Genomic DNA, 17,751 nt, shown 5'->3' with positions numbered 1-17,751 from the left:
TTATACAGTAACGCTTTCGCTATTTATAATGCGCTCAATTTCAGCCTTATTATAAACAGGGTTGGCGCCGCGGCAACTAGCTACGTAGCCGCCTATACCGCAGGCTTGTTCTAATATTTGAGCCATTGGGTTTTTGTTAAGCAGGCCGGCAATAAAGGTTGCTAAAAAGGCATCACCGGCTCCAACTGTATCTTCTACCTCTATTTTAAACCCGGGGTGTTCATAAAACTTTTCCTGGTGCCATACCATCGCGCCTTGTTCGCCGCGGGTTACAATAATAGTTTGGCAATGGTATTTTTTTTGAAACTCTACTATTTTGTCTTTTAAAGGTTCGTTGTAGGTTCCGGTAAGCAGGTTTGCTTCTTCCTCGTTCATTTTAATCACGTCGGCCATAGCTGCCAGTGTTTCAATGGTTGATAGTTCGTAATGCGGTGCCCGCAAGTTAACATCAAACACTTTGAGCATTTTGTTTTCAAATAAATTAAGCAGCGTATTGCGGCTTGTGCTGGTGCGGCAGGCTAAACTGCCAAAAACAATAACCCGGGCACTCTTTATTTTAGTACGCAATGGCTCCTCTTCGCGTATGTTATCCCACGATACAGGTTTAGGAATAGTATAGGTGGCCTGTTGTTTTTCGTCCAACTTAACGGTAACCTGGCATGTGGGCAATTTTTCATCCCGTTGTATCAGGTCGCTGTAAAGCTTGTTTTTCTTTAAAAAATCAACAAGCTCATTGCCTAACGCATCATTGCCAACCCTACTAATTAGGTTAGCGTTAACCCCTTGCTGCACAAGGTGCATGGCCACGTTCATAGGCGCGCCGCCAGCCTTTTTCTCTTCGCCGAAAACATCCCACAGGACTTCGCCGAAACACAGAACTTCTTTTTTCATAGCGTTATTTGATAGTATGAGCAGATTTTTACAAAGCTAAAAGCTTTAAACCACCATTTGTTTATGCTTTGTAAGTTTAAAGCAAAAAGTTATATACAATTGTTTATTCTATTTATGAGCTTTTATTTGCGCCTGTACCTAATTGTTAATATAGATTATAGGCGATACCCAAAAAAACGTCCCGAAAATTGTGATTGCAATGCTTTTAAAGGTTGTTGGTAAATGTTATTTTTATTGAATGAAAAAACTATTTTGCTTTTTACTGCTGGCGGTTTGTTACCTAACCACCTTTGCACAAACAGATGCACTGGAAATTAGAAAAGTACTGGAAGAACAGCGCACCGCCTGGAACAATGGCGATATTCCGCAGTTTATGCAGGGGTACTGGCAGTCGGACTCGTTAATGTTTGTGGGCAAAAGCGGGGTGAACTACGGTTGGCAAACTACGTTAAACCACTACAAAAAAGGTTATCCCGATAAGGCAGCAATGGGCCAGCTTACTTTTAATATAATTAAAATAGAATTGTTAGATAAAACCAATGCATTTGTATTAGGTGGCTGGAATTTAAAGCGCGAAAATGATGCTCCAGGCGGCTATTTTACCTTGTGGTTTAGAAAGATAAAAGGACAGTGGAAAATAGTTTGCGACCATACGAGTTAACCCGGTGGTGTGCTTTTATTTTTGAAGAAAACCCGCACTTAATTTTAGTACGGTTTTCCCGCCCTTAGTTCTTTTTCGGCCCATTTAACGGCCAGCTTTTCGCGATAGTTAGCATAGCCGGCTTTTAATGTCATTTTCAACACGCTATCAACTCCGCCTTTAATGGCCAGGTTATATAAACTGGCGGCTTTGCGGCTGATTGATGCATCCCATGCGCGCAGGCTTAACGAATACGACCCATCTAAATATTTCATCCAGTGCCAGTATCCGGTAGGCATAAATAAGGTATCGCCATGCTCTAAAAACACCTGCTGACCTTCAACACCATCCAGCGCCGGAAATTTTTGAACATCGGGGTTTAGTACGTCATAATCTTCCAGAGCGTAGGTTGCATTGGGTATGCAGTATAAGCGCCGTTTCCACTTATTTTCAAACAAAACAACATGTTTGCGCCCACCAAAATGGGTGTGGAAAATATGGGGGAGATCAATATCGTAATGCAAAAACGTAACTGAATTTGAGCCGCCAAAAAACATAGCAGGCATACTTTCTAAAAAGCCGCCCATCAAATCTTTAGGCATCACAATATCGTTTAGCAGTTCGGGCGCTTGTTTAAAAATGTTAAAGAAAAAAATGCGCAGTTCGGTAGGTGTAGAGCGTATCAAATCGATATACTCGTTAAAAGGCATATGTGTAGTTGCCGAGTTTATTGGTTTTGCAGGGTCGGCCTTTGAGTTATCGTATAAAGGCACCACCTTATCGCCAACAACCTGTTTTAAATACTCGGGTGTCCATTTATCGCGCGCGGGCCATGTTTTGGTTAGTCCCTTTATTACCAGCGGGCGGCGCGGATTGAGATAGTTTTTTGTGAAATCGGCCTGGGTAATGGTATCAACAGTATCTATTTCCGAAAGTATAAAGCCCATAATTTTAATATAAAGGCGCAATTTAATGCAATTATTAGTAACCTTAATATTAACGTTGTGTTAACTGCGTTTATTGCAAACAAAAAACCCGGTGCTTAATGCTACCGGGCTTTGTACTAATTAATGGTGTTTACCTTTAATTTGGTTTAATTAGGCATTAATACGGTGTTCACTACGTGTATTACTCCGTTTTTTTGGTTCACGTTGGCGATGGTTATCCACGATTTTCCGCCTTTTTCGTCAACCAGGTAAAGTTTTTTGCCGGTCATCATGGCGGTTAATGTGCCACCGCTAACCGTTTTAAATTCGGCTTTACCCATACCTGCTTTAATTTTGGCGGCAATATCTGCCGAGCTAAATTTACCTGCAACAACATGGTAAGTTAAAATTTTGGTTAAAGTAGCCTTGTTTTCTGGTTTTAACAAGGTGGTAACAGTACCTGCTGGTAACTTATCAAAAGCCTCGTTGGTTGGGGCAAAAACGGTAAACGGGCCATCGCCTTTTAAAGTTTCAACCAAACCGGCTGCTTTAACAGCGGCAACAAGGGTGGTATGATCTTTTGAATTAACTGCATTGTCAATAATATCCTTAGTTGGATACATGGCTGCTCCGCCAACCATTTTAGTTTGAGCATAAGTTTTTGGCGCTACTGCAAGAGCTACTAATGCAAAGGCCGCGATAAATAATTTTTTCATGAGATGTTATAATTTTAATTTGATTGAATTACGACAGCTTATGTAACTTGGATTTATGCGCAGATGATTATATTGTAAATATCTATATATCAGCTAACTGAAATTTATAAAAATATACTATTTAAAAAAAGTGCAGGTAGCTGCTTGCCGGCGCAAATGGTTTTTTCATTGCAATAAAAAAGCCATTTGCTTAAAATTTATAAGTTAAACCGGCGCCAAAAATTTGTTTTACCTGTAAGGCCGAGTGATAGTCAGGGTAATTGTTTTTGTCAAAAAGAATTTGGGCGTTTGGATCGGATATTAACTCCACGCCTGCGTTAACGGTTATAAATTTGTTAACCTTCATAAATAGGTTTGCGGTATAATCTGCATAAATATTTGTCGGTTTGTTAAGGTAATTGGAGTACATTTTCAAAATGTTTTCTAACGAAACATTTTCAACAAGGTTAACCTTGTAATAAGCATCAAGCGATGCTCCAAATTCGTAAAGGCTTTTGTTGCCTGGTTTTACGCCAAACGAACCAATATTTGCCAACGAATCGTTCTGCACCAGGGTAATACGGGATGCCAGCGGCGAAATATTTACCCGCAAATTATCAGATTTTTTGTAAGCAAAACCCGGGCCCAATGTAACAATTGCCGGGGCAAATAAAGCCGATATTAAGGTGCGGTGGTTGCTGGCATCGTACGAATATCCTTTTGAAAACTGTGTTTGAAAATTTGTATAAAACGTATAGAGCCAGTATTTTGCAGCCTGGTATCCTAATAAGCTGTTCAAAATTAAGCGGTCGTCGTTTTTACGCCAGCCAAGGCCGGCTTGTTTGCTTAAGCCATAGCCAATTATAGCTTTGTTATCCCAGCTTAGTTTGCCTTTTTTATAATCAAAATCATAATTTAAAACAATGTTGCCTGCAAGTGAGTTTACCCCACCTGCGGCCCAGTTTACAAACGAACTTTGGTTAATTAAAAAAGTATTTTGGCCATGAATTGTCCAATAATGATGTGTAGTGTCTTTGGGTGTTGTTGTTTGCGCATGGCTTGCTATAACAGCAAACAAAAACCCCAGGAGGAGTAAGTTTTTTTTCATAAGGTGTGCGATAAGATTGTAAAGCTAATTTACAAAATAGCCTCAAAAACGCTAAAAAAAAGTTTCAACACCTTGTATAAAAGAAAATTGTGCTAAAAAAACAATTCGGCAGCTATTTTATCAGCATATAGCTTGCCTTCGGTGCTCAGGGTAAGCACATTGTTGGCTTTGTTTATCCAGCCTTTATAAAAAAATTCTTCGGCGGCCTTTAACAACTCCTGGCCCGAATGCTTGCTTATACTTTCGAGTTTGTTAATGTCTAAACCCCAGCTTGTGCGTAACGACGTCATAATGTATTCGTTAAGCCGGTCTTGTTCGCTCAGGTTTTCGCGTTCGGCGGGTATGGTGTTTCCATTTAAGGCTTGTGTGTATCTAGCATTATTAGCTACGTTCCATTGCCGCGCTTCGCCATTAAATGAGTGTGCTGATGGGCCAATGCCCAAATACTTTATGCCTTTCCAGTAGTTTGAATTATGGCGCGAGTATTGCCCCGGCAGGCAAAAGTTTGATATTTCGTACTGCTCGTAACCTTGGTTTTGCATCTCTTGCAGCAGCACCATAAACTGGTCGGCACTTTGGGCCTCGTTCATAGGGGCATAAACTTTTTTTTCTATAAAGGATGCTAATGCGGTTTTTGGTTCTACAGTCATGCTGTAAGCTGATATATGAGGGATGCTCAGCTCAAAAATTTGCTCCAGGTTATGCTTCCATTTATGGTCGGTAAGTAAGGGGTATCCGTATATCAAATCGGCAGTAATGTTGGTAAAGCCGGCATCTTGTACCCTTTTTACCGATGCCTGGGCTTCCTGCCCGCGGTGGACGCGGTTCATCCAAAACAAATCTTCGTTGTAAAACGATTGTATGCCTATGCTGAAACGATTAATAGTGGTTTGTTTAAATGCCTTTACCTGTTGTTCGTTTAAATCGTCGGGATTGGCCTCAATAGTTACTTCTGCATCTGACGATACGGTATGATACTTGGTGATTGTATCAAAAAGCATATTAACCTCATCGCCAGATAGTAACGATGGCGTGCCGCCGCCGAGGTAAATAGTTTCTATGGTTTGGCCCGATAGATAATTTTGTTGCAGGCGTATCTCGTTTTGCAAGGCATTAAGCATTTCGCTTTTGTATTGCAGCGATGTGCTGAAATGAAAATCGCAATAATAACAAGCTTGCTTGCAAAAAGGGATGTGAATGTATATGCCGGCCATTAGAGGTAAAGGTAACAAAAGCAGATGGCCTTATATCTACAGAACAATCATTTCTCGTTTTTTCATATCAAAAGTAACTTGCTTTCCAATCCAGTTTAATGAAACTATGCCGTCATAAATCAACCCATCAATAAAAGAAGCTTTTACATCCTGGCATTGGATAGCTGGCGTTTGCTTAGCAGTTATAGATTTAACGTTGGCTTGATAAATAATGGTGTTAACCTTAGGGTTAAATTCACTTGGGATGGCTATTTTACTGGCGTTTGCAGTATCAACACCCAATGCCGTGATGTACCTTGAGTTTATACGATATATATTACTCCCTGCCCCACTATCAATTAAAAATTGTAACGTTAGCTTATTGTTTACAATAAAATAAGCAGCCATGGTTAGTGCTTTGTCTCTTGATTCCTCCAGCTGCAAGGGGATTGTATGGCCCGCTTTTCGAATTGCGGGCATGCTTTTATTGGTTTCAAAAATTATCCTTTTATTGGTGTAATTGATAGTAAAAGGTTGTTCCTTAAAACTCATGAGAGAAATCAGGCCATCGATAGGGCCAAGGTTTACATCAAAAATTGTTAGTACCGGGTTATGTTCTATAAAGTTTCCTAATGCTACAGTTTTTGCATCATACAGGTCAACTGTTAGTTTCTCACCTGTGGCACGAAAAGCAGTATAGCTACCGTCTTGCTTATGCAGCTTGCCTATCTTATCCGAAAAGGTTTTGGTAATTAGCGTTAGGCCAGCACCGGTATCAAATATAAAATTTCCCTCAACCCCGTTAATTTTCGCCTTAACTACTATATGGCCCTGTGGCGTTAGTTCAAACGGTATGAAAGACTGTGCATGGCTTATGTTGGTTGTTATTATTGCAAATAGGAAAAGAAAAAGGAATTTTGACCGGAAAAGAATAGGATTACTCATGGTAGAAGTATATTTATTTGAGTTGCAAATTAATTAGAAAATTGGTAAAATGGTAAATTTTCTATTGGCAAAATGCCCCGGCCCCTTTTTACATTGATAGCTGGCCGAAGGGTTTTCACTAAGCTACGTTGCGCATTTGTTACGTTATAAATGCAAATTATTGTAAATCAAATATAACGTCGAGCCCTGCTATTTGGGCAAAGTTGGTAAACATATTCACACCAACCGGCGCAAAAATTCAAGCGCATTTATAAAAGCGTAGCCGCTATAGTTATAAAATGATTTATTCGCATAAATTTGCAAATAACATTAATGCTGCTGCTTAACATGCGTTTAATTATCCTGGTTTTATTTGCATTTTTATTTACCAGCCTATGTGCAAACGCCCAAACGGATTCTATCCAAAATAAAACCGAAGAGGTAAAACCTGCTGCCGACACATTAGCTGCGGTAAAACTGCATGTAGATACACTGCCAATGGGCATCCGCATGCCCGATTCTTTGCGCCACAACCAGTTTATTGATACCCTGCTTAAACAATATGCCATAAACCCGTTTCAGTTTAATGGTATTAAACTTAGGTACAGCTACCAGCATGTGGGCCACGAACGCCCTTCGCGCGATGTGTGGGTTATTTTTGTAATACTATTGTTACTTATTTATGCTGGTTTGCTAAACAGGATATTGAGTAAAGACATTTACAACATGGTGCAGGCCTTTTATTTTAAAACATCGTTTGCTAAATTGAGTAAAGAAGATAGTTTGTTTAGCTCGTGGGCATTTATATGTTTGTTTTTATTGTTTGGCCTTACTGTGGGTATGTATGTTTACCAGCTTTCAATTTATAACAACCTTATTTATTCGGTTAGCGGCTTTCAGCTTTATATTAGCTGTGCTGTTTTAATTATTGTATTTTCTATACTTAAAATATTGGCTTTGAGGGTTTTGGGTTTTGTATTTGATATAGGCGGCCTTGTTAGGGAGTATATTTCAATTTTGTATCTAACCTACTTTAATATTGCCTTTATATTTTTGCCTGTTATTATTTGTTTTAGCTTGCTGCCCCCGGTTGTAACTCCTTACTTATTAAAGGTTTCGGTAGCTTTAATCATCATTGTAGTGTTATTTCAATACTTACGAAGTGTTTTAAGTATCATTTCTAACTTCACCTTTCATAAAATCTATTTATTTATCTATCTTTGTGCCCTCGAAATTTGCCCCGTGCTGATTATAATTAAGGCATTGGATTTGTAAGATATAAGTGAGTAAAACTGTATAAATTGGAAGATAGAAAGAAAAAGGTAAAGAGCATATTGGTTACTTTACCGAAACCGGATACAGATAAGAACCCTTACGCTGAACTGGCTAAAAAAAGCAATCTGAAAATTGATTTCAGGTCGTTTATCCATGTTGAAGGTGTGCCAGCTAAAGAGTTTCGTAAAGAGCGGATAAACCTTGCCGATTTTACCGCCATTATTTTTACAAGCCGCAACTCGGCCGACCATTTTTTTAGGATATGCGAAGAGATGCGCTTTGAAGTACCGGCTGATATGAAATACTTTTGCCTGTCAGAAACTATTGCACTGTACTTGCAAAAATACATTCAGTACCGCAAGCGTAAAATATTTTTTGGCAAACAAACTGCTGCCGACCTGGCCGAAGTTTTAAAAAAGCACTCGGGCGAAAAGTTTTTATATCCCTGCTCGGATGTTGCGGCTGAAGAAACCCAAAAGTTTTTGCTTGATAATGGCTATAAATTTACTCCAGCCGTATTGTTTCGTACAGTTTGCAGTGACCTCTCTGACCTGGCCGAAGTGTTTTACGATATTATTGTTTTCTTTAGTCCATCAAGCATACAATCGTTATACAAAAACTTTCCCGACTTTAAACAAAATAATACCCGCATTGCTGCCTTTGGAGCTACAACTCACAAAGCCGTTTTAGATGCCGGGTTAATATTAGATATTTCGGCGCCCACCCCAACGGCCCCTTCCATGACTATGGCTCTCGACCAATACATTAAATTGGTGAATAAATAAAAAGCGTTTTATTAATCTTAATTTAATAAACACGTGCAACCCTTTCCCTTTTTGCTGCGTAAAAGTTAACAAATAACTTTTACGCACACTTTTCAACTTTAAATACAACTTTTAAAAAAAAATGCCGTTATTCAACCAATCAAAATACATCGCTCAGTAAAAAAGTTTTGGTTCTGATTGAAAGTTTTTGGTATATTCGAAACGTCATGGTACGTGATAATTTTAACGGAGATGTATTATAGGATGAAATTATACTATTTCATAGTTTTTTTAGTGGCCGGAGTTGTGATGGTAGGTTGTAATACCAACCATCGTGGGGAAGTGGTTGGCGTTTATCAACGTACTTTTAGAGCCGAAGTGCCAAACGGAATGGCATATATACCTGCCGGTAGCTTTTTAATGGGCCCGGTAGATCAGGATATTACGTTTTCGCAAATAGGCGATAATAAGCAGGTGAGCATCCCGGCTTTTTATATGGACGAGATGGAGCTATCAAACTCAAAATACAAGCAATTTGTAAATTGGGTGCGCGACTCGATAGCCATTACCAGCTATTTAAACGACGATAAATATTACATACATCCTAAAGGAACAACAAAATCTGCTGCAAACAGCCGCAAGTATATTGATTGGGATTACGTTGCTAAAAACCCACCTTTTAAAAATAAAAAAGGCCAAAACACAACAAGCAAGCTGGAAAACATGTACTACCAGGGCGACGACAGGGTTTTTGACCGTAATGAGATAGACGTTAGCCGATTGAAATATAGCTACGCCATATATATGCTGAGGGATGCCGCCAATCATCAAAATGATAAAAAGATGAAACGCTCGGACTTTATACTCCGCGATTCGCTTGCCATATATCCCGATACATTGGTTTGGTTGCGTAATTTTACCTATTCGGCAAATGAGCCTTATGCTCAGGGCTATTTTTCGCACCCGGCTTATCAAAATTATCCGGTTGTTGGCGTAACCTGGAGGCAAGCGCGTGCATTTACGGTTTGGCGCACCAAACTGCAAGATGCAGCCGCTCAAGACGGCAGACATTTAACACAATCGCGTTTACCATACGATTTGCCATCTGATGCGCAATTTGAATACGCAGCCCGCGGCGGCAGGATAGGTACAAATTACCCTTGGGGTGGCCCTTACATTAAAAATGCAAAAGGCTGTTTACTGGCCAATTTTAAACCCGGACGTGGTAATTATACTGATGATGGCGGATTAATGACTGTAAAGGTAAATGCTTATTTACCTAACGACTACGGGTTGTATAACATGGCAGGCAACGTTGCCGAGTGGACCTCATCTGCTTATGACGAAGCTTCATCCAGCGTTGTGAGCGATTTAAACCCATCGTTCACCTATAATGCTAAAGCAACAGACCCCGAAGTTAAAAAACGTAAGGTTGTTAGAGGCGGATCTTTTAAAGATGTGGGTTATTTTTTGCAAAACTCTACCCGCACTTATGAGTATCAAGATACAGCAAAAGCTTATATCGGCTTCCGTTGCGTAACTTCGTTTATCGGTCGCGATATTAAAGATAGAAACTAAATCAAAAAACGATAATTCATTTTAACTAAAAAAAACAATTTAATTAATTAAAAGTATGGCTGGCGTAGAAAAATCAAAGATCGGGATAGGTAATATCGTATCCTGGGGTGCAACAATAGTAATTATTGGCTTGTTGTTTAAAATACAACACTGGCGTTATTCAGAGTACTTCATTACGCTTGGGTTAGGCGCCGAAGCAGTATTATTCTTTTTAATTGGATTTCAACAAGAACCAGTTGATCCGGATTGGACTTTAGTATACCCAGAGTTAAAGGGCGATGCACCTGCAAAGGTTGTTGCTCCAAAACCGGTTGCAGGTACAGCCGCATCATTAGATAAATTAATGGCTGATGCTAAAATAGGCCCCGAATTGATAAGCAGCTTAGGCGAAGGCTTAAAATCATTTGGCGATAAAGTAAGCACAATAACTAAAGTTGCCGATGCCGGTACAGCTACACAAGAGTTTACTACTAAAATAAAGGCAGCAACCATTAGTTACGATAACCTTAACACTGCTTTTACTAAGGCATCTGCCGGTTTAATTGAATTGGGTAATACCAATATCGATTCTAAAGCGTATCATGACGAGATAACCAAGCTTGCTAAAAACTTGTCATCGTTAAATGCAGTTTATGAGCTTGAGTTACAGGATTCGAACAAACACCTTAAATCAATGAGTGCTTTTTACGAAAATTTAGGCACCACCATGAAAGGCTTTACCGAAGCTGTTGATGATTCTAAGAGATTTAAAGACGAAGTTAGCCGTTTAGCAAAAAATGTAGCTTCATTAAACTCTGTATATGGCAATATGCTATCTGCAATGAATGCGCCGATAGGTAAATAATATTGTCCAATAATCAACCTTATAATAATTAACAGATAAGATATGGCTGCAGGTAAACAGACCCCCAGACAGCGAATGATCAACATTTTGTATCTGGTGTTGTTGGGCTTAATTGCGCTTAACGTACCAGAGAATTTGTTGGATGCATTCAAGAAAATAGGTGATAGCCTTTCAACGTCAACCAAAAACGTTCAAAGTAGCATCGACCAAAACTATACGGCCTTCGAGAAACATTTAAAGGATGAGCCTGAAAAAGCTAAACCAATTTATGCGAAGGCACAAACGGCCACAGCATTGGCTAAAAAACTTTACGACGAAGTAGAAGAGTTAAAAACTGAGCTGGTGAAAAACAGCGGAGGTATGGACGAGGCAACTGGTGATTACAAAGGACGCGACGACATGGAAGCATCGGAACGTTTGATGATTAAAAACGAGAAGGGTGCCCAGCTACGTAAAGATATTTTGGAAACCCGCTCTAAGTTGCTTGATTTGGTTGATCCTAAAGATCGTGCTGCAATGAGTTTATCATTAGACGCTCAAGCTCCTCCTCATGCAAACGGAGTTCCGGAAAAATCGTGGGAAGAAGCTTATTTTGGTCCTAATATACCAGTTGCTGCTGTGATGACCACTTTGATCAAAATACAATCAGACGCTAAGAACGACGAATCGGCAGTTACTAAGAAATTGTTAAGCAAGTTTGACCAGGCTGTTGTAAACCTTGATAAGTTTGAAGCAGTAGCCGTGGCGCCTACAAGTTATGTAATAGTTGGTGGCCAGCCCTACACTGCACAAGTGTTTTTAACAGCTTCAGATTCGCACTCTGTACCCTACGTAACCGTAGGCGGCAGCAAGTTACCTATTGTTGATGGCAAAGGTGTATACACCGGCAGCACCAGCAGCGAAGGTATTAAAACCTGGACCGGTACCATTACTGTTAAACAAACCGATGGTACGGTAAAAACCTATACCACTGCACCCCAAACTTACCAGGTAGCTAAACCATCTGCGGTTGTATCTCCTGATAAAATGAATGTTTTATACACAGGTGTATCAAACCCTTTATCTGTTTCGGCACCAGGTATACCTGTAGAAAAACTGCATGTTACTATTTCTGGCGGCGGTGGCTCTTTAAGTGGCTCTAATGGCCATTACGAGGCTAAGGTTACCTCTATTGGCGAGGCAACGGTTAATATTTCTGCCGAGTTGGTGAAAGGTAAAGTGTTATCTCTGGGTTCTACAAAATTCAGGGTTAAACGTATTCCCGATCCTAAGGCTCAATTTGGAGGCAAAAGCGGTGGTTCGTCACCTGCTGTAAATTTAAGGGCTCAAGAAAAACTATTTGCCAAGCTTGAAAACTTTGAGTTTGATGCCAAATTTGTTGTTAAAAGCTTTAAATTGTTTGTGGCAAAACCGCACCAGGATGCTGTTGTATCTACAAGTAACAGTGCCGAGCTTTCGCCCGCACAAAAACTTGCTTTATCGAGCATCACACCCGGTTCAACAGTATATTTTGATGATATTGTAGCCGTAGGTCCGGATGGCTCACAACGTGCTTTGGATCCTATTATATTTAAGGCGCAGTAATTATTACTTAGTAAAAGGTTTAGGATAGGGTTTATGAAAAAGGGGATATTAGTTTTACTGTTTTTAAGTTTGGTTGGTGGTACTTTTGCGCAAAAAAAAGGTACTAAGGCAAAAAATAAAAAAGCGGTTTCAAAAACAAAGACTGCGGTGCCAACTAATGTTTCCTTGCCTGTTCCTGTTAGTAATACCCAGGTGAGTGCTGTAACCCAGACTGCTTTGGTTGATACAACGAAAAAAGTAATTGCGGCTATACCGGTTGACAGGCCTATTGACGGCGTTTATAAAAAAACCGATATTGTAAGTGCCCAGCCTGTTGCATATGCAACTATACGCGAAGCCGATGTTGTATATCAAAAACGTGTTTGGCGCGAAATTGATTTGCGCGAAAAAATGAACCAATATATGGCTGCACCGCAGGCCAGGTTGATTGATGTTTTGATGGATGCCATTAAGAACGACGAATTGCGCGCTTTTGATGCTTCGCCAACAAAGGAATGCCCCGGTGGTGACAATTTTGCAATACCGTTAACCAGCAAGGAAACGCTTTTGAAGCTATCGGATAGTGTATTAGTTTCTAAAATAGACCCAAACACGGGCGAAGTAACCGGAACCGAAAGGCGCATGTCGGAGTTTAACCCCGATAGTGTGGTAAAGTTCCGCATTAAGGAGGATTGGATATTTGATAAGCAACGCGGCGAATTTAAACCTCATATTATCGGCATTGCCCCGCTTATTCAGCTCAAGGTAGCCGGTAGCAAGTTGGAAGATTATCAGCCAGCGTTTTGGATATACTTCCCAGAGGCCCGGCCAATTTTGGCCGCTAAAGAAGCATTTACAAAATACAACGATGCTTCAAACTTAAATTACGATCAAATTTTTGCTAAGCGTATTTTTAGCAGTTACATTGTTAAAGTATCAAACGATAAAGACGAGCGTATAAAAGATTACAAGCAAGGAATTGATAGGCTTTACGAAGCAGAGCGCATTAAAAAATCGCTTATGGATTACGAGCTTAATTTATGGCAATACTAAACCATTAATAATATTACTTTTAAAGCCACAGCGTTTACTCGTTTGTGGCTTTATTGTTTGTGAAATAGGCCGTAATAGCTTTTGCCTGTTTAGTATTTACAACTTCGAGTAATTCATCTTCGGTGGCCAACTGTATTTTTTTCACCGATTTAAAGTACTTTAAAAGCTTATCGGCCGACGTTTTTCCTATACCATCTATCAGTTCAAGCTCGGTAGCCAGGGTGCCTTTATCTCGTTTTTTACGGTGAAAAGTTATCCCAAAACGGTGAGCCTCATCACGCAGGTACTGTATAACCTTGAGCGTTTCCGATTTTTTATCCAGGTACATCGGGTATTGGTCGCCGGGGTAAAATAACTCTTCTAAGCGTTTGGCTATACCAATAACGGTTATCTGTTTTTCAATACCCAGCAATTTTAAACTTTTTAATGCTGATGATAACTGGCCCTTGCCACCATCAATAACGATGAGTTGCGGTAATTCGGTGCCTTCATCCAGCATGCGCCGGTAGCGGCGGTGAACAGCCTCTTCCATGGTTGCAAAATCGTTGGGGCCTTCAACAGTTTTTACGTTAAAGTGGCGATAATCTTTTTTTGATGGCTTACCATCCCTAAATACCACAATTGCCGATACCGGATATTTACCCTGAAAGTTTGAGTTATCAAAACACTCAATATGTCGGGGCAGTTGGTTCATCCGCAAATCCTTCATCATTTGAGTGAGAAGCCGTTCGGACCGTACTTCGGGATTAAGTTTTTCGTATTGTTCTATTTTATCGCGTTTAAAAAAAGTAACGTTTTTTTGCGATAGATCAAGCAGTTTTTTCTTTTCACCAAGCTTAGGTACAGTGAATTTGATGTTGGCGTCGTCAAGGTCGATATCAAATGGAACAATGATTTCCTTAGATTGGCTACTGTAGCGGTTTCTAAATTCGGTGATGGCAAAAGTTAGCAGATCTTCATCGTCCTCGTCAAGCCGTTTTTTGAGTTCGATGGTTTGCGTTTGGATGATGGTGCCATTCATTACTTTTAAAAAGTTAACAAAAGCATATTTTTCTTCGGATGCGATGCTAAATACATCAATATCAGTAATTGACGAATTAACCACTGTTGATTTGCTTTGGTAGTTCTCCAATAAATCAAACTTGCGCTTTAAGCGGTGCGCCAGTTCAAAATTCATGTTAGTGGCAGCGTTTTCAATATCGGCTTTTAAGGTTCTTATTACTGCACTAATTTTGCCGTTTAGTATATCTTTAATTTCCTCAATATTGTGGGCATAGTCGTCTTCGGTTTGGTAATTTTGGCAAGGGCCTTTACAATTACCCAGCTGGTATTCAAGGCAAACTTTAAACTTGCCGGCATCAATGTTTTTTGGCGTTAAAGGCAGGCTGCAGGTGCGCAAGGGGTAAGTTTCGCGTATCAGGCTTAAAATAGCATGCATCATACTTACCGAGGCATATGGCCCAAGGTATTTTGATCCGTCTCTAACAATAGTTCGCGTCCAATAAATACGTGGGTAGTTTTCGTTCTTGATGATAATCCAGGGATAGGTTTTATCATCTTTTAACAAAACATTATAACGGGGTTGGTGCTTCTTAATCAAACTGTTTTCTAACAGCCAGGCATCAACTTCGGTATCAACAATGGTAAAGGTTATGTTGCGTATTTTGGTTACCAGTACTTTGGTTTTGGCGTTAATATTATGATCTTTATTAAAGTAAGATCCTACGCGGTTGCGTAAATCTTTAGCTTTGCCAATATATATCAGTTCGTTATCGGCATTCCAGTATTGGTATACCCCCGGTTTATGCGGAATATTTTTTAATGCGGCCTTGTAGTCAAAAATTTCCATCGTTTACAGCCGCAAAATTAAATTTTTATTTAGGTATTGGGCCATCCTTTTATAAAACGTGATGTTAATAAAGCAATTAGGCCCAACAATTGTTGTAGCAATATTCCGCAAAATAGCTTATATTCATGCTCGCTGTAATAATTTTTTTACCATTTACTTATATATGAAACCAACCGCCTTACCCTATTACGCCAAATTTGCATTTGTGTTAATTATACTGCTGTGTATAGGCTACATGGCTATTTTGGGGAAAGATTTGTTGGCCCCGCTGGTTTTTTCGTTTTTGTTTGCTATGCTTTTGTTGCCATTAGCAAGGTTTTTGCAATATAAATGCCGTTTGCCGCGGGCGGCTGCCTGCATGCTTTCGGTAATTTTATTTACCGCTTTTGTGGTGCTGATAGGTTACCTTATTGGCCGCCAAATAAGCAATTTGGCTGATGATTGGCCAAAAATTCAGGCTGAGCTTACACAAATTGGCGACCAATTACACCGCTGGCTTGTAAACGAGTTTCACATGAATGTGAATCAGCAAATAAACAGTGCTAAAAAAGAAGCCAATGCCGTTGGTGCGTCCGTAATAGGTTCTACGTTTTTGTCGGTTTCGTCGATAGTGCTGTTCCTGGTTTTTATTTTTATCTACACCTTTTTTGTGCTGTTTTACCGCAAAATATTAATAAGCTTTTTACTAAAAGCTTTTGGTGATGATAGCGAGGTTTTGGTTTTTGATGTAGCCGAGCAAATTCAATATATCATGAAAAAGTATATATCGGGTTTGTTTTTAGAGATGATTACCGTTTGTGTAATTGTTTTTGGGTTGCTTACGTTTTTAGGCGTAAAATACGCCTTTTTGCTGGCCCTTATTACTTGTATTTTTAACCTTATACCCTATGTTGGTATATTTACAGCTATGGCCATCAGCGCTTTTTTAACGCTGGGTACATTGGGCTCTACCAAAGCCATTGAAGTTGCGGCCAGTATAGTAGGCGTACACTTGATAGATAGCAACATTATTATGCCCCGTATAGTGGGCTCAAAAGTTAGATTGAATGCCCTGGTGGTAGTATTAGGCGTAGTGGTGGGCGAAATGATATGGGGTATATCGGGCATGTTTTTGGCTATCCCGGTTATGGCAATAATAAAAATTGTTTTCGACCGTATTGACGGACTGAAACCCTGGGGATTGTTATTTGGGGATGAAACCGAATACGAAACTGTATTGGTAAACACAGTTGCCGATAAAAGTGATTTGCAGGAGGAAACGGGCACAAAGAAAGAGGAAGATATTTTAGTTAAGCCTGTTGATGATGACGGTGCCGTGGGCACAGAGGATATAAAACCAAATAAAAATGATGAAATATAAAACTTTAGGACGATCGGGCCTTAAGGTATCCGAGTTGTGCCTGGGTACTATGGGTTTTGGTACCGAGAATGGCTGGGGTGCCGATAAACAAGTAAGTAAGCAGGTATTTGATACCTATGTTAATGCCGGAGGCAACTTTTTAGATACGGCTAACATTTATACCCAGGGTACAAGCGAAGTTTTTTTAAGCGAATTTATTGCTTCCGAACGCGATAACTACGTGGTGGCCACAAAGTATAGCCTTTACGAAAACACAAAGCATCCAAACGCAAGCGGCAATAGCCGCAAAAACATGATGAACAGCGTTGAAGCCAGTTTAAAGCGGTTAAAAACCGAATACATAGACTTGATGTATTTGCATATATGGGATAATTTGACCCCGGTTGACGAGGTGCTACGCGGCCTTGACGATTTGGTGAAGCAGGGCAAAATTATGTACATCGGCATATCAGACACGCCAGCCTGGGTGGTATCAAAAGCTAATACAATGGCTGATTTAATGGGCTGGAGCCAGTTTATTGGCTTGCAGGTTGAATACAGCTTGGTACAACGTACTGTAGAACGAGAGCTGATACCCATGGCGCAACATTATAACATGACGGTATTACCCTGGGCGCCCTTAGCCGGCGGGGCCTTATCGGGCAAGTATTTACGCGGTGAAAAGGGAAGAATTAAAGAAACTAGTAACCGCTTAAATGAACGCAGTACCAATATAGCCCGCGAAGTTGTTAGCATTGCTGATGAGCTTGGTGTAGCACCATCAAGCGTGGCCTTAAAGTGGCTTATGCAGCAAGCGGTTTCGTGTATACCTATTGTTGGTGCAACTAAGCCATTGCAGGTGGAAGAGAATTTAAAATGTGTTGATGTAACCCTAAGCAGCCAGCAAATGGATCGACTTAATAAAGTTAGCGCTTACGACCTGGGTTTCCCGGCAGCGTTTTTTGAGGAGGATGCGGTTAAGAAAAACTTATTTGGTGGCTTCTATAACCAGGTTGAACAGCGGGCCTTTGTTAAATAAAACCCATGCGAACAAAAAGAGAGCGGTACATTTAAATGTTGCCGCTCTCTTTTTGTTTTATATCAGGTTA

Annotated in this window: 16 protein-coding genes; 9 read left to right on the top strand and 7 right to left on the bottom strand. The window is 40.1% G+C overall.

Going from position 1 to position 17,751, the window contains the following annotated elements:
- On the bottom strand, positions 1-891 hold the full coding sequence (locus BDD43_RS04805) for a carbohydrate kinase family protein (RefSeq protein WP_121196673.1): 891 nt from the start codon (positions 889-891) through the stop codon (positions 1-3).
- Between the two features lie 238 nt (positions 892-1,129).
- On the opposite strand from BDD43_RS04805, the gene BDD43_RS04800 reads away from it, so the two are divergent.
- Positions 1,130-1,552, top strand: a complete 423-nt coding sequence (locus BDD43_RS04800; RefSeq protein ID WP_121196672.1) for a YybH family protein — start codon at positions 1,130-1,132, stop codon at positions 1,550-1,552.
- A 44-nt stretch (positions 1,553-1,596) separates the two neighbouring features.
- Here BDD43_RS04800 and BDD43_RS04795 read toward each other — a convergent pair whose 3' ends face one another.
- The 5 genes from BDD43_RS04795 to BDD43_RS04775 all read right to left on the bottom strand — a co-directional run bounded on the left by BDD43_RS04795 (position 1,597) and on the right by BDD43_RS04775 (position 6,398).
- Complete coding sequence (locus BDD43_RS04795; protein WP_121196671.1) at positions 1,597-2,478, bottom strand: cupin-like domain-containing protein; 882 nt, start codon at positions 2,476-2,478, stop codon at positions 1,597-1,599.
- A gap of 146 nt (positions 2,479-2,624) precedes the next feature.
- On the bottom strand, positions 2,625-3,173 hold the full coding sequence (locus tag BDD43_RS04790) for a fasciclin domain-containing protein (RefSeq protein ID WP_121196670.1): 549 nt from the start codon (positions 3,171-3,173) through the stop codon (positions 2,625-2,627).
- Positions 3,174-3,363: 190 nt separating this feature from the next.
- Positions 3,364-4,260: a DUF3078 domain-containing protein gene (locus BDD43_RS04785; protein ID WP_121196669.1), complete on the bottom strand. Its 897-nt coding sequence runs from the start codon at positions 4,258-4,260 to the stop codon at positions 3,364-3,366.
- A 92-nt stretch (positions 4,261-4,352) separates the two neighbouring features.
- On the bottom strand, positions 4,353-5,474 hold the full coding sequence (gene hemW / locus BDD43_RS04780) for a radical SAM family heme chaperone HemW (RefSeq protein ID WP_121196668.1): 1,122 nt from the start codon (positions 5,472-5,474) through the stop codon (positions 4,353-4,355).
- 36 nt (positions 5,475-5,510) lie between these two features.
- Positions 5,511-6,398: a retropepsin-like aspartic protease gene (locus BDD43_RS04775; protein ID WP_121196667.1), complete on the bottom strand. Its 888-nt coding sequence runs from the start codon at positions 6,396-6,398 to the stop codon at positions 5,511-5,513.
- Positions 6,399-6,725: 327 nt separating this feature from the next.
- Between BDD43_RS04775 and BDD43_RS04770 the strand changes: the two genes are divergently transcribed.
- The 6 genes from BDD43_RS04770 to porN all read left to right on the top strand — a co-directional run bounded on the left by BDD43_RS04770 (position 6,726) and on the right by porN (position 13,454).
- Positions 6,726-7,652, top strand: a complete 927-nt coding sequence (locus tag BDD43_RS04770; protein WP_162846983.1) for a DUF4271 domain-containing protein — start codon at positions 6,726-6,728, stop codon at positions 7,650-7,652.
- A 26-nt stretch (positions 7,653-7,678) separates the two neighbouring features.
- Entirely contained in the window at positions 7,679-8,437 is a 759-nt protein-coding gene (locus tag BDD43_RS04765) for a uroporphyrinogen-III synthase (RefSeq protein WP_211339655.1), read from the top strand.
- 243 nt (positions 8,438-8,680) lie between these two features.
- A complete protein-coding gene (gene porK / locus BDD43_RS04760; RefSeq protein WP_121196664.1) occupies positions 8,681-9,994 on the top strand; it encodes a T9SS ring complex lipoprotein PorK/GldK in 1,314 nt (437 codons plus the stop codon).
- A 55-nt stretch (positions 9,995-10,049) separates the two neighbouring features.
- Positions 10,050-10,838: a type IX secretion system motor protein PorL/GldL gene (porL, locus tag BDD43_RS04755; RefSeq protein ID WP_121196663.1), complete on the top strand. Its 789-nt coding sequence runs from the start codon at positions 10,050-10,052 to the stop codon at positions 10,836-10,838.
- A gap of 42 nt (positions 10,839-10,880) precedes the next feature.
- Positions 10,881-12,422, top strand: a complete 1,542-nt coding sequence (gene porM / locus BDD43_RS04750; protein WP_121196662.1) for a type IX secretion system motor protein PorM/GldM — start codon at positions 10,881-10,883, stop codon at positions 12,420-12,422.
- 33 nt (positions 12,423-12,455) lie between these two features.
- Positions 12,456-13,454, top strand: coding sequence for a type IX secretion system ring subunit PorN/GldN (gene porN, locus BDD43_RS04745; RefSeq protein ID WP_121196661.1), 999 nt, complete (start codon positions 12,456-12,458; stop codon positions 13,452-13,454).
- Positions 13,455-13,488: 34 nt separating this feature from the next.
- Here the strand turns inward: porN and uvrC are convergent, their stop codons facing one another.
- Positions 13,489-15,303 (bottom strand): excinuclease ABC subunit UvrC, encoded by a 1,815-nt coding sequence (uvrC, locus tag BDD43_RS04740; protein ID WP_121196660.1) that lies wholly within the window; start codon positions 15,301-15,303, stop codon positions 13,489-13,491.
- A 163-nt stretch (positions 15,304-15,466) separates the two neighbouring features.
- On the opposite strand from uvrC, the gene BDD43_RS04735 reads away from it, so the two are divergent.
- Both BDD43_RS04735 and BDD43_RS04730 read left to right on the top strand, forming a co-directional pair.
- The gene (locus BDD43_RS04735; protein ID WP_121201877.1) at positions 15,467-16,663 is read left to right on the top strand and encodes an AI-2E family transporter; all 1,197 of its coding nucleotides are present in this window, start codon (positions 15,467-15,469) and stop codon (positions 16,661-16,663) included.
- Positions 16,650-17,681, top strand: a complete 1,032-nt coding sequence (locus BDD43_RS04730; RefSeq protein ID WP_211339654.1) for an aldo/keto reductase — start codon at positions 16,650-16,652, stop codon at positions 17,679-17,681. The genes BDD43_RS04735 and BDD43_RS04730 overlap by 14 nt, the downstream gene beginning before the upstream one ends.
- Positions 17,682-17,751: the final 70 nt, after the last annotated feature.

The organism is Mucilaginibacter gracilis (assembly GCF_003633615.1).
GTDB classification, from domain to species: domain Bacteria; phylum Bacteroidota; class Bacteroidia; order Sphingobacteriales; family Sphingobacteriaceae; genus Mucilaginibacter; species Mucilaginibacter gracilis.
The sequence above is the reverse complement of the archived record's forward strand: the minus strand, read 5'-3'. Positions and strand labels throughout refer to the sequence as shown.

Excerpts from the sequence above, each read along its gene's own strand:
- BDD43_RS04785 (WP_121196669.1), bottom strand. The coding sequence starts at position 4,260 with ATGAAAAAAAACTTACTCCTCCTGGGGTTTTTGTTTGCTGTTATAGCA.
- BDD43_RS04775 (WP_121196667.1), bottom strand. The coding sequence starts at position 6,398 with ATGAGTAATCCTATTCTTTTCCGGTCAAAATTCCTTTTTCTTTTCCTA.
- porL (WP_121196663.1), top strand. The coding sequence starts at position 10,050 with ATGGCTGGCGTAGAAAAATCAAAGATCGGGATAGGTAATATCGTATCC.
- uvrC (WP_121196660.1), bottom strand. The coding sequence starts at position 15,303 with ATGGAAATTTTTGACTACAAGGCCGCATTAAAAAATATTCCGCATAAA.
- BDD43_RS04735 (WP_121201877.1), top strand. The coding sequence starts at position 15,467 with ATGAAACCAACCGCCTTACCCTATTACGCCAAATTTGCATTTGTGTTA.
- BDD43_RS04805 (WP_121196673.1), bottom strand. The coding sequence starts at position 891 with ATGAAAAAAGAAGTTCTGTGTTTCGGCGAAGTCCTGTGGGATGTTTTC.
- hemW (WP_121196668.1), bottom strand. The coding sequence starts at position 5,474 with ATGGCCGGCATATACATTCACATCCCTTTTTGCAAGCAAGCTTGTTAT.
- BDD43_RS04800 (WP_121196672.1), top strand. The coding sequence starts at position 1,130 with ATGAAAAAACTATTTTGCTTTTTACTGCTGGCGGTTTGTTACCTAACC.
- porN (WP_121196661.1), top strand. The coding sequence starts at position 12,456 with ATGAAAAAGGGGATATTAGTTTTACTGTTTTTAAGTTTGGTTGGTGGT.
- BDD43_RS04730 (WP_211339654.1), top strand. The coding sequence starts at position 16,650 with ATGATGAAATATAAAACTTTAGGACGATCGGGCCTTAAGGTATCCGAG.
- porM (WP_121196662.1), top strand. The coding sequence starts at position 10,881 with ATGGCTGCAGGTAAACAGACCCCCAGACAGCGAATGATCAACATTTTG.
- porK (WP_121196664.1), top strand. The coding sequence starts at position 8,681 with ATGAAATTATACTATTTCATAGTTTTTTTAGTGGCCGGAGTTGTGATG.
- BDD43_RS04790 (WP_121196670.1), bottom strand. The coding sequence starts at position 3,173 with ATGAAAAAATTATTTATCGCGGCCTTTGCATTAGTAGCTCTTGCAGTA.
- BDD43_RS04795 (WP_121196671.1), bottom strand. The coding sequence starts at position 2,478 with ATGGGCTTTATACTTTCGGAAATAGATACTGTTGATACCATTACCCAG.
- BDD43_RS04770 (WP_162846983.1), top strand. The coding sequence starts at position 6,726 with ATGCGTTTAATTATCCTGGTTTTATTTGCATTTTTATTTACCAGCCTA.